The organism is Flammeovirga sp. MY04 (genome assembly GCF_001682195.2).
In the GTDB taxonomy this organism is placed as follows: domain Bacteria; phylum Bacteroidota; class Bacteroidia; order Cytophagales; family Flammeovirgaceae; genus Flammeovirga; species Flammeovirga yaeyamensis.
In genome coordinates this window covers 824,470-837,377 of sequence record NZ_CP003561.2, presented here as the reverse complement: position 1 = coordinate 837,377, position 12,908 = coordinate 824,470, and the positions used below count along the sequence as shown (strand labels likewise).

The window sequence follows — 12,908 nt, the reverse complement described above, 5'->3', positions numbered from 1 at the left end:
TTTAATCTTTCTTTAAGTCTACATTTAAATTGTCAAAACTGACAATGTCAATAATTTCTGTAGCATTCTCATCAAATTTCACCATTACACTATCTCCTTTTTGTGTAATTGGCAATTCTCCAGAAACTAAGGACGAACCTACGAATAATTTATGAGGATGCCCCTCTAACATCATATAATAATTGGTATTACCGTTTCTAATATCATTAGAAATACGTTCTACCAAAGCATTTATCGTTTGTGCTTCATTAAATGAACCTGTACTGATTGAGTTTCCTTTACTGTTTAAACTATTTTTATATGCTCTTAATGCTTCTTTGATATTGTTTCCTACGCCAACAATGGTATAATCTTCTACAGAAACCATAGCAATCATTTTAATTAAACCGGCATTGTCTTTTAACGACATCACATAAGTTGGTATTCCTGTAATGTTATAAGTAATTGGGAAAGAAGCTACATATCTTTTCTCTTGCACTTTACCCATAGCAGATAGCCTTGCAGCTTGTTCAGTAGCACCCACTTGTTTGTACCATACCGTCTCTTTTGTTCTCGTATCTACTAAAACAAAACCTACTGTTCCTTCGTCGCTACCTACAGAAGTTAAACCTGTGTACCAATAAGAACGATCGTCGGATCCATACACTAAAGAAATTCCTCTAGTAGTTGTCAACTTATTTTCATTAGAAAAATTGAAGTATCCATGCACATATTCACCCCAATCGTCCAATTGTTTTGTGATGAATGTTTCGGGCTGAATTCTATCAATCCATTTTGGTGCATCTTTAATACCATATTCTTTGATATCACCCGTTTCAACATCAACGACAATAACGCCTGTGGCATCTTCTCCGGCAAAGCCTATGCTTCTATCAAATAAAGTGATGATCCAATACGGTTTTCCTTCATCATCAATTTCGAAAGAATAGTCAGTATAACCTTTGGTCATATATCCATTAAAATAGATATGACGACTCAAATCAGAATTAAAAAATGCTCCTGGCTGATATTTAATTCTAACAGGTTTTCCGTTTACATCTTGGACTAAACGAACATCTCTTTCGTTGGATGCTGATACCATGACATAGCCTGGGGTTCCTTCTTTGTTATTGTTCCATTTAAAGAATCCTGAGTGCAATAAAGGGGCAACCCAAAACAATTCACCTTTCACATTCTGAATACTGAATTCACCTAAAAAGGCTTGAGACCCCAAAGAAGGAATCGATCCCAATACTTTATCACCTAATCGATTGGCCGTAAGCTGATCAACAATTCTAATTTCTTCTGTAGATATGGGTGCGACTTGTTCCGTAAAATCGTCACCCATTTTCACCTCACCAATTAAATCTCTGTAAGCACTACTTCTTAATACTGCTGTTGAGGTGATTAATGGTAATACGAAAGTGTAAAGCAATAATAGTAAAACAGCTACACTTCCTGCTATATTAAATTTTGATATTTGTTTGTTGGCTAATTTATTTCTTGAAAAACCTGATTCAAAGATCATCAATACAATTATGATACACGTTAAGCCCATTGACCATGCATTAAAGCCGTAGGCAATAGTGGGGTGCATAAAGTATAAAATGATAAAGGTAAGTAAGATTGTTGTTCCGCCTAAAAGAGTTATTTTTTTCATTTTGAATTTCGTTACACCTGAATCCATTCATCAGGATTTGATAGATAATGAAAGATACGACAATATTATTACAGCTAATAATGGTTGACTATATTTGCCAAAAAATAACTTATGGATCAGATCAATCAATATATATTATCTACTGTAGAAGCAGATCAAGTGATAAAAACGGAGGAAATCCAATCGCTTTGGAGTGGTTACGGTAGCATCAAAAGATATTATTTAGAAGGAAACAACCTATCTAAAGTAATAGTTAAACACGTTCAGTTATCTAAAGTAAAACATCATCCAAGGGGTTGGAATACCGATTTATCGCATCAGCGTAAGGTGAAGTCCTATGAGGTGGAAACAAATTTCTACGAAAATTATGCACGGTTAACGGATAATGAATGTCGTTTACCCCAATGTCTTGGCGTTGGTCATTTTGGAGAAGATGTAGTCATCATCATGGAAGACTTGGACGAAAGTGGTTTCCCGGCTCGTTTAGGAAGTATTTCTTTTGATGAAATGAAAGGCTGTATCCGTTGGTTGGCTTATTTCCATGCGAGATTTTTAAATCATACATCAGAAGGTCTGTGGGATATTGGTACCTATTGGCACCTTGATACCCGACCGGATGAACTAGAAGTAATGGACGATAAAGCGTTGAAAAATGCAGCATCAAAAATCGATCAAAAGCTAAATAATGCCAAGTACAAAACGTTGGTTCATGGAGATGCAAAAGTCGCCAATTTCTGTTTCTCAAACGATCACAATAAAGTAGCTGCTGTTGACTTCCAATACATTGGAGGTGGTGTTGGAATGAAAGATCTCGCCTATTTTGTAGGAAGCTGCCTGTATGAAGAAGATTGTGAAAGCTATGAATCAGACATCCTCAACTATTACTTCTTAGAAGTAGAAAATGCTATCCGTCATTATCAAATAGAAGTAGATTTTGATGAGTTAAAGAAAGAATGGACAGAATTATATCTTGTAGCTTGGAGTGATTTCCATCGTTTCCTAAAAGGGTGGAGTCCGGGACATTGGAAGATCAATAGTTATAGTGAGAAAATCGCCCGTCAGGTAGTTGCAAGTCTAAAGTAAAGTATATGATTTCTATCGATTTACATCAAATAGCTGAAAAAGCGAAAGAAGCAGCTTTGAAAGCTGGGGAAATAGTTATGTATTATTTCCAAGAGGATCTTGAGGTCATGAAAAAACAAGGAGTAGAAAATCCTGCTTTCGAAGCCTTCACAATTGCCGATAGAAAATCTCAAGACGCTATTCTAGATCACCTTCAACCTTGTACAGAAAAGAACGATTTTGGCATTTTAGCAGAAGAAGATATAGATGATCAGTCACGTTTTGAAAAAGACTATTTCTGGTGTATTGATCCTTTAGATGGTACCCTGCCATTTACAGAAAAGAAAGAGGGATTTTCGGTAAGTATTGCTTTGGTGACAAAAGATGGAGAAACTGTTGTAGGTGTTATTTATAATCCGATCCATAAAGAGCTCTATCATGCCATAAAAGGTCATGGTGCCTTTAAAAACAACAAAGTATTTGATATTCAACCAAACAACTTTAATACATTGGTTTGTGATCGAAGCTTCTTAAAAACCAACTATTATGGCCAAGTAGTAGATTTACTTAAACCTCAGAAAGAATTTAAGTTTGGAGGAGCTTGTATGAATGCTATTTGGGTGTTAGAAAATGCACCGGCACTTTATATAAAGCCACCTAAAAAGAAATTAGGAAATGGAAGCATATGGGATTATGCCTCCACTTCCTTATTGTTTTCTGAATTGGGATTTCAAGCTTCTTCCTTTAATGGATTGGCACTCCCTTTAAATCAGAAAAATACATTTATGAACGAATGTGGAATTCTTTATTCTACATTACCCAATACTAAAGAAATTCTGGATGGTATAGAGGTGTAACAGCCTATATACCATCAAACGTTTCAATGGGTATTTGCACATTGAAAGAATGTAAAACACCATGTTCGTCTTCAACATCTGCTGCACAAGCCAACACTTTTGGTTTTCCATCTTCTAAGTATAATTGTGGTCTTTCCAAATGTGCTACTTTCTGTGTTTCTCCATTGTCCCATTTTATTTCTAAAGAACTCACCAATGGATTTTTAGAAAGCTGCCAATCAATTCCATTTTTAGAATTAAAAAGTACCAAAGATCTGCCATGTTTCGTAAACGCTCCATGCATGTCTTTTACAATGGCAAAATAATGATCGTCTTGATACCAGATAAAAGGATCCTCCGCTGGAAAATCATGATTCTTGGCTTGGAATATTGGGTTAGGATGTTTTGTAAACGGGCCCAACGGACTATCTGATGTTGCCACACAATGCACAACTGGTCCACCCCAAATTCCTTTTCTTTGTTTCCCAACAGCTTTATACACCATCAAGAATTTTCCGTTATTATCCTGAGTGATACTTGGGTTGCTTACCATCAAAGCATCCATGGCATCTTCATTTGGGCTCACATCAATTAGTGGTACATCTAAACGTTTCCAAGGTCCATTCGGATGATCAGCTACCGCTACACCAATTCTTTGATTATTACGGTGAATAGGATTCAACTTGATTTTTCCAGGTGTCCCCATTACTTGCCCATCACCTGTATTCCCCATGTAATACAAATAATATTTACCATTAAACTGATGAACCGTAGGATTATGTGTACAAAGTCCATCCCAATATTCTTCACTTCTTACAGGTAAAGTCACATCTTTAAATGTAAAAGGCCCTTGAGGTGAAGTAGAGATAGCATGTGCGATTTCTGAATGTGTAACCCATGCCCATCCTAAATCTTTTTTCCATCTTGAATAGAAAAGGTGATAAATGCCCTCTTCATCTTTTACGATAGAACCACCCCAATGACTCCATTCTTTATCCTCGAACTTAGAATGAACCGATGCCTCTCCTAGTTTTAAACTATATTCTTCGGGTTCCTTTTTCTTACTTAATTGTGTGAAAACGATAAAGAATAAAGAGGCTAAGACCATCTTCAAAGCCAATTTTGATATGTGATGCATAACTAAGAACGTTTTATTGAAGGTTGTTTCATCAGTTTCTTTAATTCGTCTAAATGCACTTGATAAACACCTCTAGGAGTTGATTTCTCTTTGATACAAATGGAAGCAGCTAAACCTACAATCTCGCCCATCATTCCACATGTTTTCATGACCCTTACAGGTCCTAAACCTTCTCTACTGACACTAATATTACGACCGGCCATGAATAAATTATCAATATTCTTACTGTACAAGGTTCTATATGGAGCCCAATAAGGGCCTTTATAATCATACCCTTTTCCTGTTGTAGCAAAAGAAATGAACTCCTCTCCTTTTAAACCTTCATCAAATTCTTTGTGGGCACTATGAATATCAATTCCCCAAGAACAAGGAAAGGCCCCATCTTCAAATGCTACATTGTCTCTAAAATGATCAGCTGTTAGTTTAACATCACCCATTAAACGTCTAGATTCACGCTTACCAGAAATATAAGCTGACCAACCCAAACGATGATTTGGATACAGTTTGTCGACATTCTTTAGTGCATCCCATGCACCATACATGGCTCTGAAATTTAAATCTCTAATTTTTTCTACGTCGGTAATTGGGTTTTTATCAAAACCACTTTCCCAGAACCAACCGCCTAAATTGCCTAAGGGATCTTTCATTCCCCATTGTCCTTTAAAAGATGCACGCCCAGGAAACGGTTTATCCGTTAAATCTATTGCCCAAGGACATCGAGGAAAAGGTTGTTCTACTTTACCAATTTCACAAGAAATGGTTAAAGCCGCTTTGTCCTTGCATTCACATTTCAGCACTTCATCCTTATTGGCTGCATCAAGTACACTCCACATATTAGATGATCCCATAAAAGTGGATGCTGAGATTTCATAATCAGCTCCTGCTAAATAGCCTACAGTAGCATCACCTGTACAATCTGCAAATAGTTTACCTTTAATTTTTTGTTGAACGCCAGAATGTGTGTGTTGTGTTATGACCGCCGTTATTTTCGATTTCTTATACTCTACATCAATTACTCTTTCTTCAATAAATAAAGTGATGTTTTCTTCTTTGTTGACGACATCGGTTTTTCTTTGATCGAAATAATTCTCACCCATACGGGCATTTCTTGTTCCATATCTCCCTCTATCCAAAGGATCGGGTGATATTTCTTCGACTATTTCTCCCACATGAGGATAAGGCTTTTGCAAAGTGTGCCCTTCTGGCCATACTCTTACTTCGGAACTACCGTTACCTCCCAATACAGGTCGATCTTGAATTAAGGCCACTTTTAAACCTTTTCTTGCAGCAGAGATCGCAGCACTTGTTCCTGCAAAACCTCCTCCTGAAACGACTAAATCGAAGTCGCCTCCATTTACAGGTTTATCTGGAAAACCTAAAAGCTTTCTTCGAAATTTGGTTAGTGCTTTAACATCGTCGACAGGTTTGAAATCGTGATCTTTGCAAAACAATATCGCATCGCATCTTCCTTCAAAACCAGTTAAATCGTGAAGCTGAAGAGTGGTATTTTTTTCTACATCTACAATACCTCCATCATGCCAATGCCATTCTGCACCTTTAGTACCGAATGTTTCGGCCACTGCTTTGTTATTTATTATAAGTTGAAATTTCCCCGGGGCACCAGGTACATTCCAAGGGGCCACCCAATCTCTGGTTCTTACCCAAACTCTGTATTTGCCTTTATCTGGAAAGTTAACTTTTGTGGTGGCGTCTTTTACAGGCTGACCTAACCCATGTGCCAAAAGATATGGTGATCCCATCTGATCCATGGATTGTTGGTCAACATCCCAACCTCCAAGGTCATCGAACTGTTCTGCTTCTACAAAAAGGAATTCTCCTGATATTTTTTTAAGATCTCGAGAGTTAGCTAGAAGTTCATTGGTAGCTAATAATAGTAGAGCGGCTTTACTGCCAACATTTAGAAATTTTCGTCTGTTCATTATAATTCATTCATTTTATAAATGCATTATATATAAATCAATGCTCTGTTATAGGTAATAATTTATGGATTTGAGAGGGTTAGATTTTACAACAGGCTTAAGTAAATAGGGTAAAAATACACAACCCCTATTTTAAGAAATTTATCATAGGGAGGTAAACTTCTCTAAATCAGATTTTGTCATTGGGCCTGCATGTCTTTTTACTTCCGATCCATTTTGAATTAAAACGAATTGTGGTAAACCCCGGATATTATACTTTTTGACTATATCACCGTTGAGGTCAGCGTTTACTTTCCCAATAACTACTTCTTTCGACTCATCTGAAAATTCTTGAATTGTACTATCCATCATTAAACATGGACCACACCACTCTGCCCAAAAATCGAGAACCACTGTAGGGTGATCGGATAGTATTTTATCTATATTCTGCTTATCAATTTTAATCAGCTTATCAGTGACTGCCTTTTTATAAAGCATATTGTACAATAATCTAAAGGGCATGCTTAAACCTGCATAAAGAGTAGATCCTATAAAGATGATTAGAGCTAAAATAAAGTGGAAAAAATTCGAAAGACTTTTTTTATTTTCGAAATTTTGTTCTGCTTTATTTTGATAATCGATAAGCTGTTCTAAGAAATTCATTTGAAGATAGAAAATCAGTTATTTTTTGGTTTGTTTATGCTAATTGAAAGCTATCAAATGTTTATCTAAAATTTGATATTTTTCTCTGATGAAGTAGCAAATATAATGCATTAATAATCATTTGGCAGTATTAACATCACAATTGTATTTTTGATAACGAATATCACCATTAGTTAGTGACTTCATTACGAATTGATTAGAAACATCACTATTTGAGCATTGAATAATGATATCTAAAGAAACAATAACAATCTACAAAATGTCTTTTGATAGTTGGTAATTTGACTTTACATTTGATCAACGAAAAATTATAACTAAATACAATCTACCCAAGCTATGGATGTAGAAATACTATCAAGAATACAGTTTGCCTTTACTGTATCTTTTCATTACATCTACCCTCCTTTAAGTATTGGCATTGGCCTTATGCTTGTGATCTCGGAAGGTATGTTTCTAAAAACAGGTATAAAAGATTACGAAGTTCTCACACGTTTCTGGACTAAAATTTTTGCCCTCACCTTTGGTATTGGTGTGGCTACCGGAATTGTAATGGAATTTGAATTCGGCACCAACTGGGCCACATACTCTAGGTATGTTGGTGACATATTTGGTTCGGCCTTAGCCGCAGAAGGTATATTTGCTTTTGCTTTAGAAAGTAGTTTCCTAGGTATCTTATTATTTGGTTGGAATAAAGTAAGTCCAAGAGTTCATTTTATTTCCACTTTAGGTGTCTTCTTAGGTTCGATGTTTTCTGCCATATGGATTGTGGTGGCAAACAGTTGGCAACAAACGCCTGCAGGCTACCATATAGTGGGTGAAGGATTAGAAGCAAGAGCCGAAATTACAGACTTCTGGGAAATGGTCTTTAACCCTTCTAGTGTAGAGAGAATTTTACATGTTTGGGTGGGAGCCTTCTTAGCTGGAGCATTCTTATTTATAAGTGTTCATGCCTACTACTTAGTGAGAGATAGACATCAAGAAATCTCTAAATTGGGAATTAAAATGGGATTGATTGCTGCCACTATATTTTCTTTTGTGCAGTTGTTCTTAGGCCATTTATCGGCTGATGGAGTGGCTAAAAATCAACCTGCAAAATTAGCCGCATTCGAGGGACATTATCATACAGACAACCCAGCAGATCTTTATTTATTTGGATGGGTGGATCAACAAAGTAAGGAAGTCTACGGAATTAAAGTTCCTGGAGGATTATCTTTCCTATTGCATCAAAATTTTGATACAAAAGTGAAGGGATTAGATGCCTTTGATGAAAATAATCAACCCACACAAGTCAATGCCATTTTTCAATTTTACCATCTGATGGTTGGTATTGGAATGCTATTGATTGGGTTATCTGTTGTAGGTTCATTTTTACTTTGGAGGAAACAACTATTTGATAAAAAATGGTTGTTATGGATTTTTGTTTTTGCTGTTATTCTTCCTCAGTTGGCCAATCAATTTGGATGGTTTGCTGCAGAAATGGGACGTCAGCCTTGGGTGGTTTACGGTTTATTAAGAACATCTGATGCATTATCAAAAGCTGTGAGAGCTGAGCAAGTCTTGTTCTCCTTAATCATGTTCACGTTTATCTATTCTTTACTGTTTGCCTTGTTTATCTACTTATTAAATAAAAAGATCAAACATGGACCAAACGATATGGAACTAATCGACCATAGAACGCATCAAAAAGATATTAATAACTTCTACTCAAAAGATTAATCATGGAAACATTTTTAGGTTTAGATTATCCTACGTTATGGTATCTTGTTGTAGGTGCATTATTTTCGGGTTATGGTATCTTAGATGGTTTCGACTTAGGAGCTGGAGCCATGCACTTGTTTATTAAAAGTGATAAGAACAGAAGAATAGCATTGAATGCAGTAGGTCCTGTATGGGATGGTAACGAGGTTTGGTTAGTCATCGGTGGAGGTACTTTATTTGCTGGATTCCCAGTATTCTATGCCACACTTTTCTCGGCAATGTATATTCCATTTATGCTCTTTATTTGGTTCATTATTTTAAGAGCCATTTCTATTGAATTTAGGAGTAAGGAAGAAATGAAGTGGTGGAGAAGTATGTGGGATGTTGCCTACACTATTTCCAGTGCCATGATCGCTTTTTTACTTGGAGTGGTTTTGGGAAATGTACTTCAAGGCATTCCATTGGATGAAAACTATGAAGCTATAGATCCCAACTTAATGATGTTCCTTAACCCTTATTCCATTATTGTTGGATTAACTACTTTAGCCATGATGATGATGCATGGAGCCATTTATTTGTCGTTAAAAACCGAAGGGAAGTTATTCGATCATGTCGTGTACATGCTAGAAAAATGTATGATTGGCTTTATCATCATGTATATCATTATGAGTTTGTATACTTTGATCTTCCTTCCGCATTTAGCAGAAAGATTTAAAGAATATCCAGAATTGTTCGTCCTTCCAGTGATGGCTGTTTTGAGTATTGCAAACATTCCGAGATTAGCCAAAAAGAAAAAATACTTGCAAGCGTTTGTATTCTCATCGCTTACATTTAGCCTTCTTTTGATAATGGTGGCCATTCAATTATATCCGGCATTATTAATTGCAACAAACGATCCTGCAAATAGTATTACAATATACAATGCAGCAGCTTCTGAAAAAGGTTTAGAATTGATGCTGACCATTGCCGCTATTGGTACTCCTTTGGTCCTTACCTATACTTTTATTGTCTATAAGGTATTCTGGGGTAAGGTAAAATTGGATGAGCATTCGTATTAATATCTTATGTTGTCTCATAAATTATCGTTGATCATCAAATTGTCATAGGTTTGAGGATATGATGTTTATGAGACAACTTTTTTATTATACATTATTACATATTTATCAAAAAATAAATTTTTTCATCAAAATCAAAAATCTTCAACTCTTGTTCAAAATCGATGGATTGATGTTTTTCCTATTGGTTTACTATATACTTAATAGCAATCTCTAACCTATTTGGACTGACAGATGATACATAATATCCTGTTTGTCATTGAAAATGATTAATACCTAATTCTTCATTGATTCTTCTAGAAGAGATCCCTTTCAAAAGTTTTACTAGTGAAGACAAACTTTGATTGGGCTTTACCTTTATGAGAGCATGAACATGATTTTTATAACCGTTTACAAAATGTAAATCAATTTTCTTTTCATGTGCAATTTTAAAGAATAGTGGAAAGACTTATACATAAACATTACTCAACGAGGGGTTTCAACCCCTCGAACCACACACCCACAATACTCCACCTCCAAATAATTATTAAGTTTTTTTAATTTTAACATTCATGCATATTCAAAATATGTTTTGTAGATTTCAATTTCAATTCAAGTCAAATTAATAAACTTCCAAAATGAAAAGAATCTTTTCACTATTCTCTATGCTATTGATTAGCATTGCCTCTTTCGCACAAGGTGTTGAATTTTTTGAAGGCACATTCGCTGAAGCCAAAGCTGAAGCAAAAAAACAAAACAAGTACATCTTCTTAGATGCTTATACAACATGGTGTGGTCCATGTAAAATGCTAAAAAAGAAAGTCTTTCCAGAAAAAATCGTAGGTGATGTGATGAATGAACACTTCATCAACATTGCGATTGACATGGAAAAAGGTGAAGGCATTGAATTGGCAAAAACATACCAAGTAAAAGCTTATCCTACTTTGTTATTTTTTGATGCTGACGGAAATGAAATCGATCGTTTAGTAGGTGCTTTACCGGCTGAAGAATTTGTTGATGCTATTAAAGAAACCCTCAAGCCAGAAAATCAATTAGTGACTTTAAAAGCGAATGTTTATGATGTTAAAACTCCTTCTAAAGAGGATTTATCAAAATATCTAAACAAGGTTTATGGTGCTTATAAGACAGATGATGTAATGTTAGGTAAATTCCTTGCTTTAGTTTCTGATGCGGACCTAAAAGTAAAAGAAAATACTGATCTTTTAATTAAAGCATCTTACGTATCTGGTATAGAGAGCGGGTTATTACCTTATTTCGATAAAATTGATGCTGAAGAAAAGGCTATTGAAGGGGCTAAAAATAATCTAGCATACAATACTCTAAGAAATGCTGTAAGAGCTAACGTTTCCGAAGAAGAGTTTAAAACAAAAGTTGAATTAGTGAAAAAAGAAATTCCTGAATCAACTTCTATTGTTGCTCAATCAGAAGCTCAGTTCTACATGAAGAAAAAGGATTATGCTAAGGCAAATATGGCAGTAGATCAATTAGTGGCTAGCATGTCAGATGAGAAAAGAGTTAGTTCTGTTTTAAATTCTTTTGCTTGGAAATATTATGAAGCTAATGTTGAAGCTAAGCATATGAAAAAGGCTTTAACTTGGATCAACCGTTCAGTAATGATTGATGCAAATTATGCAAATGTTGATACTCAGGCACATGTTTATAAAGCACTTGGTAAAACTGAAAAAGCTATAGAGGCTGCTCAGAAATCAATTGAACTTGGTAAAGCTGCTGGTCAAGATGTTTCTAGCACCGAAGAGTTATTGAAAGAGTTATCGAAAAATAACTAAGGTTATAAAGTTTATAATCTATAAAAAACCACTTTCTCATTCAGAGAAAGTGGTTTTTTTATCGTGAATCTACTTCAAAGCTTTATTCTAATATTATCTGGCTTTAAACGCTCTACCTCCTCTTTTCTGCTGATTATTTTTTTGCTGAACTCTCTGCTGAACCATCGAAGAACTTTTCGAAAGTTTCACTTTATGTCCACTGCTTGATTTGACAACAGCAGGAGAACAAGAGAAAAATAAAGTAATCACTGCTGAAACAGCTACTACTTTTGCAGTTTTATTTTAAGGTTTTTCATTTTGTTTGTAGTCTAAATTGAGAAAATTTATTCTCTATTACTTCACATCAAATTTTCTGATTTCAAACTCACCACCCTTCTGTGTAGAGTCACCACTTCTCCAAATGAAATTACCTGTATCCCCAAATGACCATTCAAAATAGTCATCACGAACAATCCAATCTCCATACTTTTGAAGCATCTCCTCTGTACTTACTGGGTTTGCTTCTCCGATACTCCACTTTCCTTTGTAAGGCGTATTCCCCCCAACAGCTTATCTTCTCCATATTTAGTCAGATATACATTGACAAAAGATTTACCATAACTTGATGTAGCATCAATTTCCATGGTGTATTCTGATAGCTTTTTTTGTGTGTCTACCTTTTTCCAAGCTGATACTGTTTCATTCGATTTAATAATACCTACAACAACACCATCTTTCGCCACCTTTAATGTATCATAGCCTTCAATTTGTTTCACTGGATGAACAGAAATTGGTGTTGATGGTCCAATTGGAATACCTGGAGTGATAATCACAGTATCTCTGACCACAACTGTGTCTCCTGGGATTACAATTACAGTTGTATCACCTGGTACAGGGACAAATTCTGTTTTAGGTTCAGGTGTTTTGTTATTACAAGCAACTACTATAATTGCTCCTACAATTAATAGGATTAATTTTTTCATATTTAACTATTCGCACTATTTAAAATTGTTTAATCAAAAACATAAATGAATAGTAATAACTAAAACCCTATATAAATTATGTTTATTTATTCATAATTTACTAATCCATTCATAAATACCTCATGATAAGGAGTTTTAAAAATAATTTT

General features: G+C 35.2%; 13 protein-coding genes. 5 read left to right on the top strand and 8 right to left on the bottom strand.

The window, feature by feature from the left end:
- Position 1: 1 nt before the first annotated feature.
- Positions 2-1,639 carry a hypothetical protein gene (locus tag MY04_RS23300; RefSeq protein WP_066216752.1) on the bottom strand — a complete coding sequence of 546 codons (1,638 nt, stop codon included), beginning with the start codon at positions 1,637-1,639 and terminating at the stop codon, positions 2-4.
- Positions 1,640-1,750: 111 nt separating this feature from the next.
- On the opposite strand from MY04_RS23300, the gene MY04_RS23295 reads away from it, so the two are divergent.
- Positions 1,751-2,722: an oxidoreductase family protein gene (locus tag MY04_RS23295; protein WP_066214850.1), complete on the top strand. Its 972-nt coding sequence runs from the start codon at positions 1,751-1,753 to the stop codon at positions 2,720-2,722.
- A 5-nt stretch (positions 2,723-2,727) separates the two neighbouring features.
- Positions 2,728-3,558, top strand: coding sequence for a 3'(2'),5'-bisphosphate nucleotidase CysQ family protein (locus MY04_RS23290; protein ID WP_084006096.1), 831 nt, complete (start codon positions 2,728-2,730; stop codon positions 3,556-3,558).
- A 4-nt stretch (positions 3,559-3,562) separates the two neighbouring features.
- On the opposite strand, the gene MY04_RS23285 is transcribed toward MY04_RS23290, so the two are convergent.
- The 3 genes from MY04_RS23285 to MY04_RS23275 form a co-directional block, all read right to left on the bottom strand.
- The gene (locus tag MY04_RS23285; RefSeq protein ID WP_158297874.1) at positions 3,563-4,675 is read right to left on the bottom strand and encodes a glycoside hydrolase family protein; all 1,113 of its coding nucleotides are present in this window, start codon (positions 4,673-4,675) and stop codon (positions 3,563-3,565) included.
- A 2-nt stretch (positions 4,676-4,677) separates the two neighbouring features.
- Positions 4,678-6,615, bottom strand: a complete 1,938-nt coding sequence (locus MY04_RS23280; RefSeq protein WP_066214848.1) for an FAD-dependent oxidoreductase — start codon at positions 6,613-6,615, stop codon at positions 4,678-4,680.
- A gap of 144 nt (positions 6,616-6,759) precedes the next feature.
- Positions 6,760-7,257 (bottom strand): thioredoxin family protein, encoded by a 498-nt coding sequence (locus MY04_RS23275; RefSeq protein ID WP_084006095.1) that lies wholly within the window; start codon positions 7,255-7,257, stop codon positions 6,760-6,762.
- 336 nt (positions 7,258-7,593) lie between these two features.
- Here MY04_RS23275 and MY04_RS23270 point away from each other — a divergent pair, with 336 nt between their 5' ends.
- Complete coding sequence (locus MY04_RS23270) at positions 7,594-8,973, top strand: cytochrome ubiquinol oxidase subunit I (RefSeq protein ID WP_066214846.1); 1,380 nt, start codon at positions 7,594-7,596, stop codon at positions 8,971-8,973.
- A gap of 2 nt (positions 8,974-8,975) precedes the next feature.
- A complete protein-coding gene (cydB, locus tag MY04_RS23265) occupies positions 8,976-10,013 on the top strand; it encodes a cytochrome d ubiquinol oxidase subunit II (protein ID WP_066214844.1) in 1,038 nt (345 codons plus the stop codon).
- A 253-nt stretch (positions 10,014-10,266) separates the two neighbouring features.
- Here the strand turns inward: cydB and MY04_RS28365 are convergent, their stop codons facing one another.
- Positions 10,267-10,437 carry a transposase gene (locus MY04_RS28365; protein WP_084006094.1) on the bottom strand — a complete coding sequence of 57 codons (171 nt, stop codon included), beginning with the start codon at positions 10,435-10,437 and terminating at the stop codon, positions 10,267-10,269.
- Positions 10,438-10,627: 190 nt separating this feature from the next.
- On the opposite strand from MY04_RS28365, the gene MY04_RS23255 reads away from it, so the two are divergent.
- Positions 10,628-11,797: a thioredoxin fold domain-containing protein gene (locus tag MY04_RS23255; RefSeq protein WP_084006093.1), complete on the top strand. Its 1,170-nt coding sequence runs from the start codon at positions 10,628-10,630 to the stop codon at positions 11,795-11,797.
- Positions 11,798-11,890: 93 nt separating this feature from the next.
- Here MY04_RS23255 and MY04_RS23250 read toward each other — a convergent pair whose 3' ends face one another.
- The 3 genes from MY04_RS23250 to MY04_RS23240 form a co-directional block, all read right to left on the bottom strand.
- Complete coding sequence (locus tag MY04_RS23250; protein WP_158297873.1) at positions 11,891-12,046, bottom strand: hypothetical protein; 156 nt, start codon at positions 12,044-12,046, stop codon at positions 11,891-11,893.
- Positions 12,047-12,130: 84 nt separating this feature from the next.
- Positions 12,131-12,274, bottom strand: a complete 144-nt coding sequence (locus MY04_RS23245; protein ID WP_158297872.1) for a hypothetical protein — start codon at positions 12,272-12,274, stop codon at positions 12,131-12,133.
- Positions 12,275-12,285: 11 nt separating this feature from the next.
- Positions 12,286-12,759, bottom strand: coding sequence for a hypothetical protein (locus tag MY04_RS23240; protein ID WP_066214840.1), 474 nt, complete (start codon positions 12,757-12,759; stop codon positions 12,286-12,288).
- Positions 12,760-12,908 lie beyond the last annotated feature (149 nt).

Bases quoted from the DNA above. Each gene is read 5' to 3' on its own strand.
- MY04_RS23285 (WP_158297874.1), bottom strand. From the start codon at position 4,675: ATGCATCACATATCAAAATTGGCTTTGAAGATGGTCTTAGCCTCTTTA.
- MY04_RS23240 (WP_066214840.1), bottom strand. From the start codon at position 12,759: ATGAAAAAATTAATCCTATTAATTGTAGGAGCAATTATAGTAGTTGCT.
- MY04_RS23290 (WP_084006096.1), top strand. From the start codon at position 2,728: ATGATTTCTATCGATTTACATCAAATAGCTGAAAAAGCGAAAGAAGCA.
- MY04_RS23295 (WP_066214850.1), top strand. From the start codon at position 1,751: ATGGATCAGATCAATCAATATATATTATCTACTGTAGAAGCAGATCAA.
- MY04_RS23245 (WP_158297872.1), bottom strand. From the start codon at position 12,274: ATGCTTCAAAAGTATGGAGATTGGATTGTTCGTGATGACTATTTTGAA.
- cydB (WP_066214844.1), top strand. From the start codon at position 8,976: ATGGAAACATTTTTAGGTTTAGATTATCCTACGTTATGGTATCTTGTT.
- MY04_RS23300 (WP_066216752.1), bottom strand. From the start codon at position 1,639: ATGAAAAAAATAACTCTTTTAGGCGGAACAACAATCTTACTTACCTTT.
- MY04_RS23255 (WP_084006093.1), top strand. From the start codon at position 10,628: ATGAAAAGAATCTTTTCACTATTCTCTATGCTATTGATTAGCATTGCC.
- MY04_RS23270 (WP_066214846.1), top strand. From the start codon at position 7,594: ATGGATGTAGAAATACTATCAAGAATACAGTTTGCCTTTACTGTATCT.
- MY04_RS23280 (WP_066214848.1), bottom strand. From the start codon at position 6,615: ATGAACAGACGAAAATTTCTAAATGTTGGCAGTAAAGCCGCTCTACTA.
- MY04_RS23275 (WP_084006095.1), bottom strand. From the start codon at position 7,257: ATGAATTTCTTAGAACAGCTTATCGATTATCAAAATAAAGCAGAACAA.